Origin of the sequence: Paenibacillus sp. RC67 (assembly GCF_030020805.1) — a bacterium.
In the GTDB taxonomy this organism is placed as follows: Bacteria; Bacillota; Bacilli; order Paenibacillales; family NBRC-103111; genus Paenibacillus_S.
Window position 1 is genome coordinate 1,325,143 of sequence record NZ_CP125098.1, and the last position, 17,894, is coordinate 1,343,036.

21 protein-coding genes are annotated in these 17,894 nt (G+C 43.7%); 18 read left to right on the plus strand and 3 right to left on the minus strand.

Features of this window, described 5'->3' with window-relative positions:
- Nucleotides 1–168: 168 nt before the first annotated feature.
- Nucleotides 169–1,260 (plus strand): M24 family metallopeptidase, encoded by a 1,092-nt coding sequence (locus QMA13_RS06060; RefSeq protein ID WP_282940216.1) that lies wholly within the window; start codon nt 169–171, stop codon nt 1,258–1,260.
- Nucleotides 1,261–1,360: 100 nt separating this feature from the next.
- Here the strand turns inward: QMA13_RS06060 and QMA13_RS06065 are convergent, their stop codons facing one another.
- Nucleotides 1,361–1,990, minus strand: coding sequence for an SGNH/GDSL hydrolase family protein (locus QMA13_RS06065; RefSeq protein ID WP_481858204.1), 630 nt, complete (start codon nt 1,988–1,990; stop codon nt 1,361–1,363).
- Between the two features lie 185 nt (nt 1,991–2,175).
- On the opposite strand from QMA13_RS06065, the gene nagZ reads away from it, so the two are divergent.
- The 3 genes from nagZ (at nt 2,176) to QMA13_RS06080 (ending at nt 5,372) form a co-directional block, all read left to right on the plus strand.
- Nucleotides 2,176–3,420, plus strand: a complete 1,245-nt coding sequence (gene nagZ / locus QMA13_RS06070) for a beta-N-acetylhexosaminidase (protein WP_282940220.1) — start codon at nt 2,176–2,178, stop codon at nt 3,418–3,420.
- Nucleotides 3,421–3,687: 267 nt separating this feature from the next.
- Entirely contained in the window at nt 3,688–3,945 is a 258-nt protein-coding gene (locus tag QMA13_RS06075) for a hypothetical protein (RefSeq protein WP_282940221.1), read from the plus strand.
- A 701-nt stretch (nt 3,946–4,646) separates the two neighbouring features.
- Entirely contained in the window at nt 4,647–5,372 is a 726-nt protein-coding gene (locus tag QMA13_RS06080; protein ID WP_481858205.1) for an AAA family ATPase, read from the plus strand.
- 65 nt (nt 5,373–5,437) lie between these two features.
- Here QMA13_RS06080 and QMA13_RS06085 read toward each other — a convergent pair whose 3' ends face one another.
- Complete coding sequence (locus tag QMA13_RS06085; protein ID WP_282940223.1) at nt 5,438–5,749, minus strand: hypothetical protein; 312 nt, start codon at nt 5,747–5,749, stop codon at nt 5,438–5,440.
- A gap of 115 nt (nt 5,750–5,864) precedes the next feature.
- Between QMA13_RS06085 and QMA13_RS06090 the strand changes: the two genes are divergently transcribed.
- The 14 genes from QMA13_RS06090 (at nt 5,865) to QMA13_RS06155 (ending at nt 16,900) form a co-directional block, all read left to right on the plus strand.
- Entirely contained in the window at nt 5,865–6,440 is a 576-nt protein-coding gene (locus tag QMA13_RS06090) for a GNAT family N-acetyltransferase (protein ID WP_282940224.1), read from the plus strand.
- Between the two features lie 12 nt (nt 6,441–6,452).
- Nucleotides 6,453–7,376, plus strand: coding sequence for a phosphotransferase (locus tag QMA13_RS06095; protein ID WP_282940225.1), 924 nt, complete (start codon nt 6,453–6,455; stop codon nt 7,374–7,376).
- A gap of 275 nt (nt 7,377–7,651) precedes the next feature.
- Complete coding sequence (locus QMA13_RS06100) at nt 7,652–8,401, plus strand: class I SAM-dependent methyltransferase (protein WP_282940227.1); 750 nt, start codon at nt 7,652–7,654, stop codon at nt 8,399–8,401.
- A 22-nt stretch (nt 8,402–8,423) separates the two neighbouring features.
- Complete coding sequence (locus QMA13_RS06105) at nt 8,424–8,864, plus strand: GNAT family N-acetyltransferase (protein WP_282940229.1); 441 nt, start codon at nt 8,424–8,426, stop codon at nt 8,862–8,864.
- Between the two features lie 21 nt (nt 8,865–8,885).
- On the plus strand, nt 8,886–9,116 hold the full coding sequence (locus QMA13_RS06110; RefSeq protein WP_282940231.1) for an HAD family hydrolase: 231 nt from the start codon (nt 8,886–8,888) through the stop codon (nt 9,114–9,116).
- Between the two features lie 3 nt (nt 9,117–9,119).
- Nucleotides 9,120–9,557: an HAD family hydrolase gene (locus QMA13_RS06115; RefSeq protein ID WP_282943279.1), complete on the plus strand. Its 438-nt coding sequence runs from the start codon at nt 9,120–9,122 to the stop codon at nt 9,555–9,557.
- A gap of 84 nt (nt 9,558–9,641) precedes the next feature.
- A complete protein-coding gene (locus tag QMA13_RS06120; protein ID WP_282940232.1) occupies nt 9,642–10,808 on the plus strand; it encodes a purple acid phosphatase family protein in 1,167 nt (388 codons plus the stop codon).
- 171 nt (nt 10,809–10,979) lie between these two features.
- Complete coding sequence (locus QMA13_RS06125) at nt 10,980–11,669, plus strand: VOC family protein (RefSeq protein WP_282940234.1); 690 nt, start codon at nt 10,980–10,982, stop codon at nt 11,667–11,669.
- Nucleotides 11,670–11,907: 238 nt separating this feature from the next.
- Nucleotides 11,908–12,330, plus strand: a complete 423-nt coding sequence (locus QMA13_RS06130; RefSeq protein ID WP_282940236.1) for a GNAT family N-acetyltransferase — start codon at nt 11,908–11,910, stop codon at nt 12,328–12,330.
- Between the two features lie 118 nt (nt 12,331–12,448).
- Nucleotides 12,449–13,009, plus strand: coding sequence for a GNAT family N-acetyltransferase (locus QMA13_RS06135; RefSeq protein ID WP_282940238.1), 561 nt, complete (start codon nt 12,449–12,451; stop codon nt 13,007–13,009).
- A gap of 41 nt (nt 13,010–13,050) precedes the next feature.
- Nucleotides 13,051–13,956 (plus strand): GNAT family N-acetyltransferase, encoded by a 906-nt coding sequence (locus tag QMA13_RS06140; RefSeq protein ID WP_282940240.1) that lies wholly within the window; start codon nt 13,051–13,053, stop codon nt 13,954–13,956.
- Between the two features lie 45 nt (nt 13,957–14,001).
- Nucleotides 14,002–14,244 carry a helix-hairpin-helix domain-containing protein gene (locus QMA13_RS06145; RefSeq protein ID WP_282940241.1) on the plus strand — a complete coding sequence of 81 codons (243 nt, stop codon included), beginning with the start codon at nt 14,002–14,004 and terminating at the stop codon, nt 14,242–14,244.
- Nucleotides 14,245–14,326: 82 nt separating this feature from the next.
- Nucleotides 14,327–15,778: a sensor histidine kinase gene (locus QMA13_RS06150; protein ID WP_282940243.1), complete on the plus strand. Its 1,452-nt coding sequence runs from the start codon at nt 14,327–14,329 to the stop codon at nt 15,776–15,778.
- 36 nt (nt 15,779–15,814) lie between these two features.
- The gene (locus tag QMA13_RS06155; protein WP_282940244.1) at nt 15,815–16,900 is read left to right on the plus strand and encodes a hypothetical protein; all 1,086 of its coding nucleotides are present in this window, start codon (nt 15,815–15,817) and stop codon (nt 16,898–16,900) included.
- Between the two features lie 46 nt (nt 16,901–16,946).
- Here QMA13_RS06155 and QMA13_RS06160 read toward each other — a convergent pair whose 3' ends face one another.
- Entirely contained in the window at nt 16,947–17,888 is a 942-nt protein-coding gene (locus QMA13_RS06160) for a phosphotransferase enzyme family protein (RefSeq protein ID WP_282940246.1), read from the minus strand.
- Nucleotides 17,889–17,894 lie beyond the last annotated feature (6 nt).

Consider the following 17,894-nt stretch of genomic DNA (forward strand, 5'->3'; position numbering starts at 1 on the left):
TCGTGTGGGTCTTGTATTGTTATATATAGTTATGTGCAGTTATCTTGCCCTGAGATCCCCTTAGAGGAAGCGGGGGTATTAGATATGATACAATAATAATGAAGATGAACTTGGAATTGAAACCAACCTGCGGCCTTGCTACCGCAGTTAAATAAGGAGGCAAATCCTATGAACGAGCGTATCCATAAACTGTATTCCCTTATCGAAGATGAATCGTTAGATGTCCTATTTATTACACTGCCTAAGCTGGTTTATTATTTTACCGGCTTTTATTCGGATCCGCACGAGCGGTTTATGGCGCTGATTTGCGTCAAAGGAGAGGAGCCTTTATTGATGGTTCCCGTGCTTGATTACGAGAAGGCTGTACGTTCAACGAACCTAAGCCGTGTTATCTCGCATCAAGATGCAGAAAATCCATATGAGGTTTTGAAGCGGCATCTCAATACGGGAATATCCCGCATGGGCATTCAAGCCGAGCATTTGAATGTGAAGCGATACTTAGCATTGAAGGAAGCAACCGGTGCTGAGGAGGTCATCCAACTGGATGACCGGATCGCTGATTTCCGGGTTATCAAAAGCGAACAGGAAATTACGGCGATTCGTCGCGCGATTCAATGTATAGAGGAAGCTGTTAGCGATACGGTGAAGCTGGTCAAACCCGGCGTAACGGAAGTAGAGCTTGTGGCTGAGCTGGAATACCGGATGAAGCGGCTGGGAGCAGAGGGCCCTTCGTTCGATACGATGGTATTAACCGGTGAAAAAACGGGGCTTCCTCATGGGATGCCAGGAACGGATGTAGTCCGTGAGGGTGAGTTTTTACTTATCGATGCAGGCGTTTTTGTGGAGGGGTATGCCTCGGATTTGACGCGGACGTTTGCTGTAGGGGAACTCAGTCAACGGCATAAGGAGATTTACGAGACCGTGCTGCAGGCAAATCGGAGTATGATTGAGGCTGTGCGTCCTGGAGTATCGTTTGGAAGTCTGGACCATGCCGCACGAAGCGTTATTGACAACAAAGGGTACGGTGAGTATTTCATTACACGCGCGGGACATGGCTTCGGGCTCGAAATCCACGAGTATCCGTCCATTCACGGAGGTAATCAAGATCTGCTTCGGGAGGGCATGGTGTTCACAGCGGAGCCCGGAATCTATATTCCAGGTCTAGGTGGCGTTCGTATAGAAGATAACGTGCGGGTAACCAAAGACGGTGTGGAAGTGCTGACATCGTACCCGAAAGAGCTGACAGTCATTGGTGTCTAGTCCTTCTCCGAAAGTGAGTTTCCCATATGGCTACCGAAATGCGAAAAGGGCTGTCGCTTCAGCGGCAGCCCCTATTCGCATAATCCGAGAAACGGTAGGTTTAGCGTTCTCCGTTCCAGGAGAAGCCGACAGCATTAAGAAATGCTCTGGCTAAGGTCATATGGCCTGTCATGTTCGGATGTACCCGATCCCAAGCTAAAGTAGCGGGATAAATATGCTTCAGAACAGGCTCGAATGCCTCTTGAGTATCAATGAAAATGGCCCCGTACTGATCGGCGATTTTCTTGACGACAGCACCGTATTGATCCATGGCTGCTCTCATACCATCGTTACGGTTCGGCTCGATGTAATATGGGGTCATTAGGATAAGGCTTTTGAGTGAAGGCTTTGTCCGTTCAACTAGTTCCCGCAGCGTTTGCTCATATTCGTCTATGTAAACATGCTTCTCAACAAGCTGTGGCAAATCGTATTGACGCCACACATCGTTGATGCCGATCATAATCGACACCCAGTCCGGTTTCAAGTTTACTACATCGGTTTCCCAGCGATCTTTCAAGTTACGCACGGTGTTGCCGCTGATTCCCATATTCGTGACACGAATGCCAAGCTGCGGATAGACAGACTGAAGGAAAGAATCGACCAGGGCTACATACCCATTCCCGAGAGAATCATTGCGGCCTTCGCCCTCAGGCTTTTTTCTGCCGCAGTCGGTGATGGAGTCTCCAATCATAACGAGTCGATCTTGTTTTTGGAATAGCAAAGAGTTTCATCCTCTCTTAAGTTAGGTTATTTAACATAGTATTCTCTGCACTGTGTTCTTTTCCTGCTTATTTTGATCTTGGTTTTATCTCGAAGGACTAAATAGGAGCAAAGCTCGCCAAACTAACAAGAGAAGGAAAAAATGGAGGTGAGTGGATGAAAAGTTCATTTTGGAACATCATGCTTGGCAGTACTCTTGTGTTCGGCACGCTGGCATTATCCGGCTGCACAGGAGGGTCTCAACAAGGTAATACGGCATCCCCACCATCAACAGTGGCACCGATACCGACGCCAGCCCCAGACCCGATCCGGGAGTTAGTGGATTCGATGACGATGGAGGAGAAAATCGGACAAATGGTGCTGTTCGGTGTGGACGGAACGGGGCTGAACGATACAACACGGAAGCATATTGTGAATGATCATGTCGGGGGTTTTATTTTCTTCGGACCTAATATAAAAGACAGTCATCAAGCCTGGAGCTTGTTCAACTCTATGCAAAAAGAGAACGTGAACGGCAAGCTGCCGCTATTCCTTAGCGTGGACCAGGAAGGCGGCAGGGTATCGCGGATGCCGAAGGACATCCCGGCATTCCCTACAAGCCAGAGTGTAGGAAAGACGCAAGATCCGGCTTACGCCTACAAGGTAGGGAGCGCTCTAGGCCATACTTTGGGGGCATTCGGATTGAATGTTGATTTTGCCCCTGTCCTGGATGTGAACAGCAATCCGAACAATCCGGTCATAGGAGACCGGTCCTTCGGCGCCACAGCCGAAACGGTCAGCACTATGGGCATTCAAGAAATGAAGGGAATTCAGTCTAGCGGCATTATTTCTGTTGTAAAGCATTTTCCGGGACATGGAGACACGTCGGTTGATTCGCATAAGGATCTTCCGGTTGTGCAGCATGATCTCGATCGATTGAGAACCGTGGAGTTCGCGCCTTTCGCCGAGGCGATCCGTCAAGGAGCCGATGCGGTGATGGTAGCCCATCTGCTCGTTACGAAGCTGGATCCACAGCTCCCGGCTTCGCTCTCCCCCGTCGTCATTCAGAAATATTTGAGGGGTGAGCTGGGCTTTCAAGGCGTAGTCATCACGGATGACATGACAATGGAGGCTATCGGGAAAACGATGCCGATCGATAAAGCTGCTGTTCAAGCGATCAAGGCAGGAGCGGATATAGTACTGGTCGGACATGAGCCCGAGAAGGAGCAGGCGGTTCTGAATGCGTTACTCCAAGCTGCGCGGGAGGGAACTATTACTAAGGAAACGATTGACGCGAGCGTATACCGAATCGCCAAGCTGAAGCGTAAAGCGAAGCTGTCGATGGAAGGTATTGCAGAGCCTAATATTGCGAGGCTGAGTTCAGATATTAAATCGGCTTTGAGCAGAGAAACGAAAAAATGAAGCAGGTGACATTCAGGCTGCCGGGAGGCAGTCTTTTTTGTAGGTAGGCTGGTGCCCTTACGGTCACAAAAAAAGAGACCCACTGGCAACGGGCCGCGGGTCTTAAGGTTTATATATTAAAAAGGGGGTCATGGATTATTATAGCCCACGTACATTAAAGGAAGATGAATGGTATATTTCAGTTGTATTACAAATGATGGTATAAATTTGGCTTGTCAAAATAAACGATTTGAATCATGATAATCTGAATAATATTTGGAGGAAACAGTGACAGGACAGAAACCGGAGCCATTGCCGAACGGTTGGATTCCAATCACGGATAATATTACTGTGAAGATTAATGGAATTTATGTTGTTGATACCGACAAGTTGGACGAGTCTCCGTTTAAGTGTTTGTTGGATGGGGCAGAACGTATGGGCGAAAAGCCATTCTATAGGACCTATATTTTTATTTACACAGTCCAATGGAATTTGGAAGATGGGGAAGATCTAGAACTCTCGGTGCTAGTGACTATTTTAAGATGATTGGCTGGGACCTCGTGAGCAATAGAGGCTATACAAATAATGTATTCCATAAAGAAGATTCAGGAATATGAGATTCGTATATAATGTTTGCTAGAGATAAGAGTTTAATGGGTAGTCTAAAGCATGCTAATCCTGATTTACAAATAAATAATATAAATACCCCCTTAATAGTTCCAGCCGACTAGAGGTTAATCATGAATCAAAAATATAGATAACAATCGAAAAAATACTCGATTTAATAATTTGCTATGATTGAAACAACATTAGGATGGATTTTACCAGACTGGAGGTTGAAAAAATGGTATTAGCTATTGATGATTATCAATATAGAGACACCTACTTCATCGTAGGAAATCCAATGGTACCAATCATTTTAATCGCAATATTAGTTGTAATTGGAGTTATTATTTTTAAACGCAAGAAATATTGAAACATAGACAATGCGATAAATATCGAGCCTGAAATTAAAGGATTCTTATCTTCTCCTTATTCACAGTGAGATTGCCTATCGGCAGCTCTTTTTCAATATTGAAATAGGAACTTATGTTTGCTATTATGGATATTACTTACAATCAATTGGGAGTAAAAAAGATTATGGTTAGATAGCGTGAAAAGCTAGCATAACTAACCCGATAGTAGTGGAGCTGATGAAGCAGATGAAGATGCACTCTCGCGATCCCTATCTGAGGCAGATCGAATTGATGCGCGAACACATTCCTTCTTTTCAACAATACCCGTTCAATCTGGGTTCTATTAAGAGTTTACATGCATTGTCCTTCCATCCCAAGGTTACCTATATTGTAGGAGAGAACGGGATGGGAAAATCGACGTTAATGGAATCTATTGCCGTTGCATGGGGATTTAATCCCGAGGGAGGCACGAAGAACTTCTCATTTTCGACGCAAGCCACCCACTCCAATCTGCATGAGTACATTCGGTTGGTAAGCGGCGGGCGCAAGCCTCGGGATGGATTCTTTTTCCGGGCAGAGAGCTATTATAATCTGGCGTCACATATGGAAGAGCTGGATAGCGAGTTTTCCTTCGGCCCGCCTATCAAGGATTCCTATGGTGGAAAGTCGCTGCATGAGCAGTCTCACGGAGAATCGTTTTTTGCCGCATTCCTTCATCGATTTGGAGGGCAGGGCTTGTATATACTGGATGAGCCCGAAGCTGCTCTGTCCCCATTCCGGCAGATGGCGATGCTGTCGCGCATTCATGAGCTTGTCCAACAAAACTCCCAGTTTATTATCTCAACGCACTCCCCTATCCTGATGGCGTATCCTGACTCGACCATCTACTATTTGACGCCGGAGGGGATAGAGAACAGGCGGTTGGAGGAGACGGATCATTTCATCATCATGAAGCAGTTCCTTAACAATAAGGAGCGTATGATCGACGAGCTGTTTGACAGCCGCGATGAAGAATAACCCTCTACTATGTTTATAAGTAAAAGGCGCTCGGTATTTACCGCCGCGCCTGAAGCAAAGCTTTATTAATCGTATTTCTCATCATCAATCCTACTCTTATTTTCCACAATAAGTTCGGCTTCCGTTTCAAAGTTTAAGTACAGCGGTACCGGAAGCCGGTCCGTAATTTCTTGAATGAAGGGCTGCTCCAACAATTCATCCAGAGTTTGAGGTCGCGGTTCTAATTCATTTACCCATTCACGCACAGCATCAATGAACTTATAGAAAGAGGCTTCGAATGCATTTGCCGTATCTTCCGCCTCATCGTGGTCCGAGCGTGACATGGATTTCCAATGATCTAAAGCCGTGTCCAGCGCCTTGGTAACTTTCTCATTCATCCTAGATCCCCCTAATCCATCGTTTGTTTCCTATATCCTATTATACTAGTGTTTCACAACAGAATCTCTCTATCTGTTACAGAAATGATTTTTGTTAGAAAAGGAAAGAAATGAGGTGTCGACATTGCTGGCGAAGGATGACCGAATATCGATCCGTTTAATGAAGGATACCCATGAAGATTATTCAAGTCTTCTGAAATGGCTCAATGACGAGCAGGTGCTCCGTTATATCGAAGGACCTGGAACCCAGTATACCCTCGAGCAAATAATGGATAAATACGGGCCTCGGGCAAGAGGTGAGCACTACGTAACCCCATGTATCATCGAGCTTGATCATGCTCTTATAGGTTTTTTACAGTTCTATCCGTTGCAACAGGAGGAGATCGAAGCTTATGAGGCCAAGGCGGATAAACCCCAGTACGGTATGGATATTTTTATCGGAGAGAGCGATTATTGGAATCAAGGGATCGGGACAGCGGCCTTGCGGCTGGCTATTCATCATTTGCTCGACGAGAAGGGTGTGGAGGACATTTACATAGACCCTCAAACCTGGAATACAAGAGCTATCAGAAGCTACGAGAAATGTGGATTTGAAAAGGTCAAAGTATTGTACGCACGCGAGTTGTTCGATGGAGAGTATAAAGACAACCAGATCATGCGGCTATCTTCGAAACCCTTAACTAACGTGTAGAGGGAGGAGGCCATGGATATCCGAGAGCTTCTAAGAAGGGATTACGCTATTGATGCGCTTGTAGAAGTATACCCGATGGGGAGAAACGACTGTTATTTGGTCATTACGGAATCGCAACAATTTGTATGTAAAAAGGTTGGCAGGTTCGACTTCGTACAAATCTACAATAAAGTTCAACGAGTACTGGATGCAGACTGCTTGAGGCAGGCAAAACTTATTCCAACCGTTAATGGAGACTTGCTGTCATCGAACGCTTGGTGTCTCCTGGAATATATACCTGGAGATGCACCGGAGCATTACGATGATGAACAGTTCACCTCCACAGTCATCTATATACACGAGTACAATCGATGCTTGACTAAAGTACCGTTTCAACCGGAAGAGATCCAGACGCTCAACAGCTGGGACCGGGTAAAATCTGTTCAATGGATGAGTAGGCATCTGGAATCTATCATAGAACAATGCCAGTTTGATTCTGCGGCGCAAGCGCTTATAAGAAATGCAGGGAAGCTGTTATCCGAGTATTTGGATTTCTTCCATTTGACACCCAAGCAGCTTATTCACGCGGATTTGGGACCTGGAAATGTTATATTTTACGAGAATCAAATCGTGTCTATCATTGATTTTACCCCTGAGTATGAGAATGAGTTGTATTCTTTATCCCAGTTTCTGTACTGGACCTGTTTGTATCATGTTCGACAATCGAGCTCGGTGAAAAGAATTAACGAGGCACTTGCTTTGTATGCAGCGTCGAGTGAACAAGCCAAGCCGTACGATCCAGACGATTTGTTTGCGTATCTTCTAAAGTCGGCTCTATTCAGAGCTTTGGGCCTGGCACAGGCCATGTTGGATGCCAAATCTTTTGAGATGAAAAAAATGAAGGGAAGACTAGTTGCGCTTGAGACCCTTCTAGATATCAAAAAAAATATAACTTAGCCCAAATGAGCGTGAGGAGAATGTTTTGTAATGGACTTACGTTTCAGCTTGTTGCAGGTTAAATCTACCCATATAATGAAGCTAATCCTTCAAATGAGGTGAAGTGGATGCATATCCGTACGATTCGAGGTATTTAGTTATCGGGCTGGGTCAAAAACGCGTGCCAGCTATCAAGGGAGAGGTCTGTCCTTTTGATCGTATACCTAACTAAAACTTGAATAATGTCGGGCAATTCCGCAAATGAACTTATTCTCATTTTGAAAGGTGGAAGCAACATGAATGTATTTGATTATAAAAAATTTTACGAAAAGGTTGGAGCTATAAACGGATGGGATTTCAGTCGAGTTAAGTCCCAATCTGAAGGAGATAAATGGGAGTTTTATCATGAGGTTACACAAAGATGCAAGCCATCGGATTTACTGCTCGATATAGGAACAGGTGGAGGAGAAGCGCTTTTAACCATCCTGGATGCTGCTCACCTGTTAGTCGGAATTGATATCTCGGATAGCATGATTCGCACAGCGAATAGCCGACTGCACCATGCTAAGGGGAAGAATGTACGTTTTTTACAAATGGATGCGGTCAATCTATCTTTCCCGGACTCATTTTTCAATGTGATTTCTTGTCGTCACTCGGAATTTGCTGCTTACGAGGTGGCAAGAGTATTGGCTGAAGATGGCGTGTTTTTGACTCAACAGGTCGCTGAGGGCGATAAGCTTAACTTGAAGCAGGCGTTCCAGCGTGGGCAAGGCCATGGTGTAGTGGACGGGATGCTGAAGCACCAATATATGCATGATCTGCAGGAGGCGGGGTTTACAGATATCCAATCCTTTGACTATGACGTAACCGAGTATTACCAGAGTTATGAAGATCTTGTATTCACGTTGAAGTATACTCCAATTATTCCTAATTTCGGTCAAGAGGAACATGACTTTGAACGGCTTCAAGCTTTTATACAGGAAAACGGCACCGTCAAAGGAATCAGGACGAATTCCAAACGTTTTATGATCATAGCAAGAAAATAATGATGAATGAGGTTACCTGACGATGTCTACGATGAGAGAAATGCAGATTCAAGATTATGAACAAATGATGGCTTTGTGGCAGGATATTGACGGGTTGGTTCTGAGCGAAGCCGACTCCAAGGACAATATAGAAGCCTATTTACTTAGAAACCCTGGGCTTAGCTACGTATATGAGGATAACGATAAGGTTGTAGGAACGATCCTATGCGGACACGACGGAAGAAGAGGATTCATCTACCACTTAGCGGTGAGTCCTAACTATCGGAAGCAGAAGATCGGCCATCAGTTAGTAGATATGAGTTTGAGCAAGCTGCAAGCACAGGGGATTGATAAGTGCCACATTTTCGTTCTTGAGAACAATGAGATTGGAAATCATTTTTGGACAGCTAGAGGCTGGGAAAAGAGAAGCGGGTTTTATGTCTATACGATAAATACCGGCCAAGAAGCAGCAATTGGCGAATAATCGTTCCTGAGGTGAGCAAGGATGATCTTTTTCGATTTGGATGGAACATTGCTGGATTTTAAAGCAGCGGAGCTTTTGGGAGTCCAAGCGTTTCAGGAGCATTACAGCACTAGGTATGATTGGGGTTGCAGTCAGGATGATTTTTACGATGTGTGGTGTCGTATTGGGAACAAGCATTACTCGCGGTTTCTGACCGGTGAGCTAACCTTCAAGCAGCAGCAGGTGGAAAGAATGAAAGAGCTGTTGCCTTAAGAAATTAGTGACGAGGAAGCGGCAACCTTTTTCCAGACGTATATCCACTATTTCGAAATGCATTGGCAGCCGTATGAGGATGTAGTTCCGTGTCTTCAAAATCTCTCAGGTCGCCGATTAGGGGTCATTACGAATGGGGATGCCAAGCAGCAAAGACTCAAGCTGGAACGGATGGGACTGACAGATTATTTTGATATTGTGATCGCCTCGGGAGACATAGGATATTCGAAACCCAACGAAGCCATATTCCACAGTGCTTGTGAACATGCAGGAACTATCTTAAGTGAAGTGATTTATGTAGGTGACGATGTGCACACTGATATCGTTCCATGTGAAGCCCTTGGTATCAAGGGAATTTGGCTGAATAGGCGGGATGAAGTCCCTGCTGCTCCTGTGAAGCATACGATAACGACGCTGAAAGAGTTGTTCGAATATTTGTAGTGAAATTCACCTGATCGACCCGGCTGGTGTTTGCTGGCATATAGCTGAAGCATCTATACGATCCTAATAAAGCGAGGGCTTAACATGCTTTCTATCGTCAAAGGACCTTATTTGCAGTGGCCTACCGAGCACTCTATGACCATCATGTGGGAGACATCAGATCTGGCCTCATCCAGTGTGGACATATTCTTGGCACATCGGATACATAGCGGACATCAGGGGAATTACAAGAAACCGGAAAAGCGATTGCATTCCGTGGCTAATGAAGAAGCTGCACTCATTCATGGAATTACCGTAGAGGAACTGGAACCAGGCACCCTTTACTTCTACAAGGTTTACTCCAAGAACGAACAAGGAGAAATAGAAGCAGGTCCTTATCCGTTAAAGACGGCAGTCCCAAGAGGAGTTCCTTTTTCCTTCACAGTGACGAGCGAAACAGGAGGATATAGCGGATTTGATCAATCCGAGGGTCAAATCAATAAGCGAATATTTGAGCAGATGAAAAGATATCGGCCCGATATCGCCTTGTTTGTAGGTGACGTTGTTAATGATGGCAAACAGTACGAGGATTGGGAAACGTATTTTTTTGGTCCGGGCAAGGAAATGCTGTTGGATACGCCGTTCTATAGCTGCCTTGGGAATCACGAAAATTACGGGTCATGGTACTATGATTTCTTCGCTTTTGCGCCTCCCCAAAACTACTATTCGTTCGATTATGGAGATGTTCATTTCATTTGTCTGGACAGCACCGATTTCATCAAACGGGACAGCTACCCGAATACGGCAGGGGAATTGAGTACGGGGAACGAGCAGTACGATTTTTTAGTCCAAGATTTGCAGGCAGCCTCTGCGAAATGGAAGGTCGTATTCTTCCACTATCCACCGTATGTTTCAGGTGGCTATCAGGTAGAGGATATGCGTCTGCTGTGCCCAGTGATGGAACAGTACGGGGTGGATGTTGTATTTAATTCTCACACCATTGTATATGAAAGAAGCCATCCGCTGCGTGAAGGTAAAGTAGATATGGATAACGGCATCATTTATATCGTGGCTGGGGGTGCAGGCGCTATGCCTAATTGGCTGCTGCCGAAGAGAGAATGGCATACGTCGCAGTCATTGGCTGTGCCTCATTTTGTGCAGGTTGTTATAACGGCAGACGATATGGAGATAAGGGCCATTGATGAAGAGGGTAGATTGTTTGACCGGTTTCTCCTGTGGAAAGATCAGGACGGGAAGAGACGCATGTTCTAGAGCCTCAACACCCAGTTCAGCTTAAGACGCTTACCCAGAAATAGTACGGTTCGAGTGGTATATCCCTACAAATGTTTCAATATATTTGGGCTAATGTCAGATTATCACCTTGCGACGGCATCCTTATTATGATCAGGCACACTGCTCTGAAATAAAATATTTAGGAGGCTTATGATGAGCGTACAGATGAAGACGGAGGACCAACCCCAAGCAGCAACATTTGAATGGAAGGGTCTAGCTTGTGTCTACATTCCAACAAGGGATGTAGTTAGGGCTGCTGAATGGTACTACCAGATGCTGGGTATGAAAGCCAGCATTCTCGAACCGGGAAGTCATGCTATGTTATCGATGCCGAGCATGGGGTTGTTTTTGATCCATACGGATCATGAATCTAAAGTTAACTTCTATAAAGAAGATGGTGGCGAGCCGCAGGCTGCGTGGTGCTTTAGCGTCAAAAATATCGAAGAATTGTACAATCATTTGAGAGCTAATGGAGTACAGGTTACGGAATTGATTGATCGACATGATTGCGGAATCAACTTTCAGTTCTATGATCTGGATGGCAACTATTTTGATGTGAATGATGACCATCGGATTTTCGTTCCACTGCATAAGGTGACGGAGGAGACTCATGTATTTACGTTGTTAAAGCGAAAGATCGGATCGAAAGAAGCTTTGTCTGATTGGGATGCTGTTTCCGATGCGCTCGGACGAACCAATCGACTGCCAGGCAGGTTCGTGCTTCAGGGTTGGGAGGAATTCCTTACCCATTGGCCGGAACAGGCTGATGAATTGATGCAGCGGCTGGAGAAGCACAATGAGGTACATCCAGATAAACAAGCAGACATTATGGTCCGATAATGTACTATCTTAAGGCTGCCGCTATGGCAGTCCTTTTTATTTTAACTCTGGCCTGACCACATTGTTTAAATGTACGATGCTTAAATATCGGTTGCTTCAGAAGGTAGTTACTGACGGTAGGAGGGGATACCACTCGGTAATATTCATGTATAAAAGATATTTTACAACTGTGGAATAGGGAGTATAAGGTAAATTTATATTATGGGGCTCGATGTGCATAGTGAAGGGAGCAAGTCGAATGGAAGTATACATATCTCATGAATTAAGCAGCGACGGAAAAACCTACATTAGAAACAAGATGATTGAGTACAATTTGCATCATTTTCCTGCTGATTTAAGAGGTAAATATGAAGAGATGCATTTATTTGCAAAAAATAAAGAGGGTCAAATTTTCGGTGGGATGGTAGGAGAAATATGCTGGAACTGGTTGGAGGTACAATATCTTTTTGTTGATGAGGAACATCGAAGATTAGGTTATGGGAAGGAACTTATGACACAAGCTGAAACTATAGCTAGGGAGAAGAATTGTGATTTCATAAAACTGGATACGTTAAGCTTCCAAGCGTTAGATTTTTATTTAAAGCTTGGTTTTGAAGTGTTCGGGACAATTCTGAATGCAGGTGGTCATAAGCACTATTATTTAAAAAAGGATCTTTCTTAATGAAAGCCGCGAACTCAGTGGAGGGAGTCATGGATATGGAATTTTATGGTATTGTGGAACGAATAGTGAATCGACCAAGAGCTTTTCAAGATTGAAAGAAAAAGAGAGGAGTTTCATCATGATCATTTTAGCAGGAAGCCGCATTTATTTACGTGAGCTCAAGTTCACCGACTGGACGGATGTACATGCCTATGCTTCGCAGGAAAGTGTGTGTCGATTCCAAGCATGGGGACCTAACGAAGAGGAACAATCGCAATTATTTGTTAAGCAGGCCATGGAAGATGCTGAACAATTACCTAGAACAAGGTATGTATTTGCGATAATGGAGCGTGCTACTGAAAAGATGGTTGGTTCAGGGGAATTTAATATTCGAAGTGTGACTGACAAAAGCGGTGAAATTGGATATATCGTCAATCCGGAATATTGGGGTCAAGGCTTTGCTACGGAGTCTGCTAAATTATTGGTGGATTTTGGTTTCAAAGAGTTCCAAATGCATCGTATTTACGCGACTTGTGACCCTAGAAATGTAGGATCTTCAAAAGTTCTTTTCAAAATTGGGATGACGCAGGAAGGAAGATTAAGGGATGCAATGTTGATTAAGGACGGATGGCGTGATTCTTTCGTATTCAGCATCCTCGAGCATGAATGGAATGCGAATTCAATGGCGAGCGGAGGATAGTGAATTTTCTTGATGGGAGAAAAGAGGGGGAGCTTCAGAAAATGGAATTGATCTTTCGATTACATAGGCGGTCAGATACGGATGTAATAGTGTCCATGATTAACCGCGAACCGCTTCATTTGATGAATGGGATAGTGGCTGAGGAGTTTGAACAAGGTTTAGATGAACCGGGTGAAAGAATACGTGATAATACATTTGTCGTCGAGACTGAGCAAACTATCGTTGCGTGCTTTTCATTATGTTTCGTTAAACGGGATTCTCACATAGCGGTATACTGCTATGGGACAGTAGACACCGATTGGCGCAGGCGAGGGATCGGTACGGCTATGTTTCACTTTATATTCTCAAGACTTGAGAAGCAAGCAAAACAGGAATGTATCCCGATTCATTTCATTCACCGCGCAATCACTCTTATTCCTGGAGAAACGACACTTGGAATTCAACTCGGCATGCAGGAGCAAAATAGCTTGGAAATTCTCCGCTTGAACCCTTTGCTGGAATTGAAGGATTTCAGTCAAGCATCTGGTTTATTGTTCCGTACCCCAACCGTTACAGATGCCCAGAGTTGGGCGGAGATCTATAATGATGCTTTTGGTGGAAATAGGAGTGTAGAAAGTGTAGTTCATGAATTCCAAGGCACAGGCTTTTCTCCAAATCTATATATCATGTGTACCGATACAGCAGGGGAACCTATGGGAATTGTCTTATCCATCCTCAGAGGAACACAGGCGAGAATACCAACCGTCGCAGTAAGACGTGAGTATCAAAAGCGAGGCGTCGGAAAGGCACTGCTTTCCTTAATTCTGCAGAGATTAAAAGCTCTAGGGGCTGAGGATGTTCGACTATCCGTAGAAAGTAAGAACATTGCGGCTAAGTCACTGTATCACCAATATGGTTTCCAGCAAGATTATATGAGAATCAACTATGCTGCGAAGTTTTTGCCTTAGTTAAGTGGAATGATTTTCTAAAACAATGAAAAAGGAGCCCCCATAATGACGATGAAAGTGAATGGGTCTAAGGAAGCCAGTCTCGTAGATCCGGTGTCAGATCTTCCTGCTGGTATATCGAAGCCGGCACTAAGGGCTTTAACTGGTGCTGGATATTTGCGTCTGGAGCAGTTCACGAAGCTTAAAGAATCCGAGGTTCTTCAACTGCACGGCATGGGTCCTAAAGCTATGGATCTGATTCGTCGTGCTCTGGCAGAGAAGGGACAAAGCTTTGCAGATGGCTCTTGAAGATTTATGTTAATTTAACTTAAAGTTAATCTGTATATGGATAATAAAGGTATATTTACTTTGAAAATGGAAGTGATATATCGTGACGGTCCGTTTAAGATTGACCTTACTTTATTCCTGTATTTTGACATGTGCTTTATTGTTGTTTGGTATTGCACTATATGTGTTCATGCAGTTTTCTATTTATAATGACTTAAAAAAATCACTAAAAGCTCAAACCGAGCTGATTCATAAAAATGTCGCCTATCAATTGGAGATTTCTCCGCGAGGATCGAATTTGTATATTGGACTTGATGATATTGATACCGTTGGCTCAGGTATATTCATCCAGATTACCAATTTCACCAGTGGTTCTAAGACGAAGACTGAAAATCTAAGTAAAGTAGAGTTTCCTCTATCCTCCAAGGCATTATTAAGTAATAAAGGGGGGGATTACTCCACGGTTCATATTCATAACACGCCTTTCTTGGTATATAGTGATCCGTTAATTTTAAATGGCAGCATCGTAGGTGTATTACAAGCTGCTTATAATGTTGGCTTAATGGAGCGATTTCTTTTGAGTCTGCGTTGGATACTTAGTTTGTTAACGATCATTGTAGTATCCTTAGCTACGTACATGGGATGGCTATGTTCACGCAAAGCTCTAAAGCCTGTATATTCATTAGTAAATGCGACAAAAAGAATCCAGCATAGTGGAGATTTCGGAACTCGGATCCTTCATAAAGGTCCATTTGATGAAATAGGTCATTTGAGTGAAACCATGAATCAGATGCTAGAACGGATACAAACCATCTATGCCGAGTTAAATCAATCATCCATGAAGCAGCGAAGATTTGTAGCCGATGCGTCACATGAGCTTAGAACCCCGCTTACGACCATTTACGGGAATGCAGTACTTTTGAAGAAAGTGTGGGAAGCTTTAAATCACAAGCTGACCCATTTACCTGAAAAAGAGGAAATTGAAATTTCACTAGAAGCGCTTCAGGATATTACAGATGAATCCGAGCGAATGAGGAGACTCGTTAATGATCTTTTGTCCCTTGCTAGAGCAGATTCAGGATTACAGCTGAAAAAGGAAGTATGGGAGTTAAAACCGATCATTGAAGCGGTCGTAAGAAAGACAGAGTCAATCCCGAAAACCGTTGAATGGTCAGCGGAAAACATAGAGCTTTTGCAAGATATCCGCGTCGTAGGAGATAGTGATGATTTGCAGCGGTTACTTTTCATTTTTATCGATAATGCTTTAAAGTTCACACCAGACGGATATGTAAAACTAAAAGTCGAAAAGATAGATTGTAAGATTGGGTTCACTATCCAGGATACTGGTATTGGTATGGAGGGGGAGGAAATCGCTCATATTTTTGATCGATTTTATCGAGCGGACTCGTCTAGAGGTACAACTCCAGGCAGCGGGTTAGGGCTATCGATTGCAAAGTGGATTATAGCGGAGCATGGCGGGAATGTTGAGGTTAAGAGCTGTAAAGGTAAAGGTTCCACTTTTTCGATATGGCTTCCCATCTACATGGGTGAGTGACAGTATGGCTATGAACTAGTTGGAAGGGGGAGAATAATGAACGCATCCTCGGCTCTAGAAAAATTTATGCGAGCGACGGAAATAGACCCAGTAAAAGATAAGGAAACCTTGCTGTTAAGTGCTTATCAACTAGTTAAAGAAGAATTAATCCAATCTCATTATGCGATAGAAAGCGTGAGACTGGCCCATCAGATATTCGGATATTTGGGCGATAAAGGTTTAGATGAAAGAGTGGCCTTGTCGAGAAAGTATTTGCAAAATGCTGAAGGTGAGTCTCTAGAGGACCGATTCTGGGCAAATTGGGAGCTTGTCGACAATCTAGCTCTTCTCAAGAGATATCCAGAGATGACGAAAGAACAGCGAAATTTTTTGGCATGGTCGAAAGAAAACATGAAGCCGGATTACTGGATAAAAGTGATGTACGATAGCACTCAAGCCATTGGTTGGGTGCAGGAAAACCAAGCTCAGGCATGGTTCGAAATTTATTACGAATTAATGCATTGTATTGAACCGACAGCGAGCAATCGTCACAACCGAGTACTATACGTTGAAACGGCGGTGGGGCTTCTTGTATTTTACTTGAAACACTACGCGGAGGCTCTGAACGAACTTGAGCGTTATCGTACCGTGTTATACGAAGACACTTCATGGGATGAATTCAATCAATTTGATATTCGGTTAACATCTTATGAGCTCGGATTGTATAGTGCTCAGGAGGATTGGGATCATTATGAGCAAACCGCTGATAGGGCTATAGCAGCAATAGAGAGCTGTATGACCCTGTACAATCAAGGTAAAACCAGTAATATAGGAGAAATATGCGACATGGCTCATGAGATTGGAACTTGTCTGATGTGGGAGAAACGGTATCGACAGGCCATGCCTTTATATGAGTTTGCACTTGAACATCAAGGAGTTGGAGTCACACATTTCTTCTATGCTGTATGTGTTTGGGCAACAACCAAAAATAAAGAAGAAACCATGCGCCATCTGCATTTGTCTGAACTAAAGGTCAAAGGCAACGGAGGCTTGCGTTCAAGATACATTCATATGTTTATGGAGCAGCCTGAATTTGATGATGTACGAGAAGATGCAGAATTTCTTGCTATTTTTAATAAATAGTAATGGAGTGCCGGGCGAAGCAATTGAGAACCTCAACATCGTGTGATCATATTACAGAGAATCCTAAATAAGATGATTTGGTTAAAAGCGACAGCTCCATTTCATGGAGATATTCATGCTGCTGCTCTGTTAATTGGCTCTTATCTGCATTAAGTGTGTGATAGGTATAAGAGAATAGATGCCTGTAATTAATGAAATCATCGATCTGTGATAGAAACGTTGTGTTTGAATTGGCACGAGTATATCCGTTCATAAAAGAGTAGACAAAACCTTTAACGAATTCCTTTCTATCCAATTTCGGTACCGTATGGGCTGTATGATAAATAGCGATAGCCACATCATAAGCGAACCAATGGTGTTCACTGTCTGCGAAATCTATAATGGTCAGGTCATTTCCAGTAATAAGAAAGTTACCATGATGTAGATCCCCATGAATAAGACCGTAGTAATCTTTAGTCCTAGGTAGTTTTTTTAATTGTTTATCGTAACTGTTCCACTTCTTCATAATGAGAGGATCAAGTTGAATGGAATGTATTTGTAACAGCAAGCTGTTTTGATACCAATGGGGATGATTGCTCGTGGGTACATAGTTTTTAGCGGCGGTATGGATTTTGCCCATCGCTTCACCCCATAGTTCAAATAAGGTCGGCCCCCAAACATCTTTATCGCGCGGACTAGGGTGTAAGCCATTAATCTTTTCAAAGGTAATAAAATAGAAATCATTTGATATGGGCTGGATATAGTTACCCGATTTTAAACGCAGCGGTTTAACGACTTTGACACCTTGTGCGTGTAAATAATCTAACCATTCCAATTCAGCTCTTTGGCTCGCATATGAATAGACTGAACTCTCCATAATTTTTACTACAATCTTCTCTTCACGACCCACCTCGAACACATTATCGTTGTAACCACCAAGAAGCTCAGCACATGAGGGAGGACACTGGAGTTGAGAGAGCACTTCCGTTAAAACCTCTTCGCTTATCAATTTCAT

Bases quoted from the DNA above. Each gene is read 5' to 3' on its own strand.
- QMA13_RS06060 (WP_282940216.1), top strand. From the start codon at position 169: ATGAACGAGCGTATCCATAAACTGTATTCCCTTATCGAAGATGAATCG.
- QMA13_RS06065 (WP_481858204.1), bottom strand. From the start codon at position 1,990: ATGATTGGAGACTCCATCACCGACTGCGGCAGAAAAAAGCCTGAGGGC.
- nagZ (WP_282940220.1), top strand. From the start codon at position 2,176: ATGAAAAGTTCATTTTGGAACATCATGCTTGGCAGTACTCTTGTGTTC.
- QMA13_RS06080 (WP_481858205.1), top strand. From the start codon at position 4,647: ATGCGCGAACACATTCCTTCTTTTCAACAATACCCGTTCAATCTGGGT.
- QMA13_RS06085 (WP_282940223.1), bottom strand. From the start codon at position 5,749: ATGAATGAGAAAGTTACCAAGGCGCTGGACACGGCTTTAGATCATTGG.
- QMA13_RS06095 (WP_282940225.1), top strand. From the start codon at position 6,453: ATGGATATCCGAGAGCTTCTAAGAAGGGATTACGCTATTGATGCGCTT.
- QMA13_RS06100 (WP_282940227.1), top strand. From the start codon at position 7,652: ATGAATGTATTTGATTATAAAAAATTTTACGAAAAGGTTGGAGCTATA.
- QMA13_RS06105 (WP_282940229.1), top strand. From the start codon at position 8,424: ATGTCTACGATGAGAGAAATGCAGATTCAAGATTATGAACAAATGATG.
- QMA13_RS06110 (WP_282940231.1), top strand. From the start codon at position 8,886: ATGATCTTTTTCGATTTGGATGGAACATTGCTGGATTTTAAAGCAGCG.
- QMA13_RS06120 (WP_282940232.1), top strand. From the start codon at position 9,642: ATGCTTTCTATCGTCAAAGGACCTTATTTGCAGTGGCCTACCGAGCAC.
- QMA13_RS06125 (WP_282940234.1), top strand. From the start codon at position 10,980: ATGATGAGCGTACAGATGAAGACGGAGGACCAACCCCAAGCAGCAACA.
- QMA13_RS06130 (WP_282940236.1), top strand. From the start codon at position 11,908: ATGGAAGTATACATATCTCATGAATTAAGCAGCGACGGAAAAACCTAC.
- QMA13_RS06135 (WP_282940238.1), top strand. From the start codon at position 12,449: ATGATCATTTTAGCAGGAAGCCGCATTTATTTACGTGAGCTCAAGTTC.
- QMA13_RS06140 (WP_282940240.1), top strand. From the start codon at position 13,051: ATGGAATTGATCTTTCGATTACATAGGCGGTCAGATACGGATGTAATA.
- QMA13_RS06145 (WP_282940241.1), top strand. From the start codon at position 14,002: ATGACGATGAAAGTGAATGGGTCTAAGGAAGCCAGTCTCGTAGATCCG.
- QMA13_RS06155 (WP_282940244.1), top strand. From the start codon at position 15,815: ATGAACGCATCCTCGGCTCTAGAAAAATTTATGCGAGCGACGGAAATA.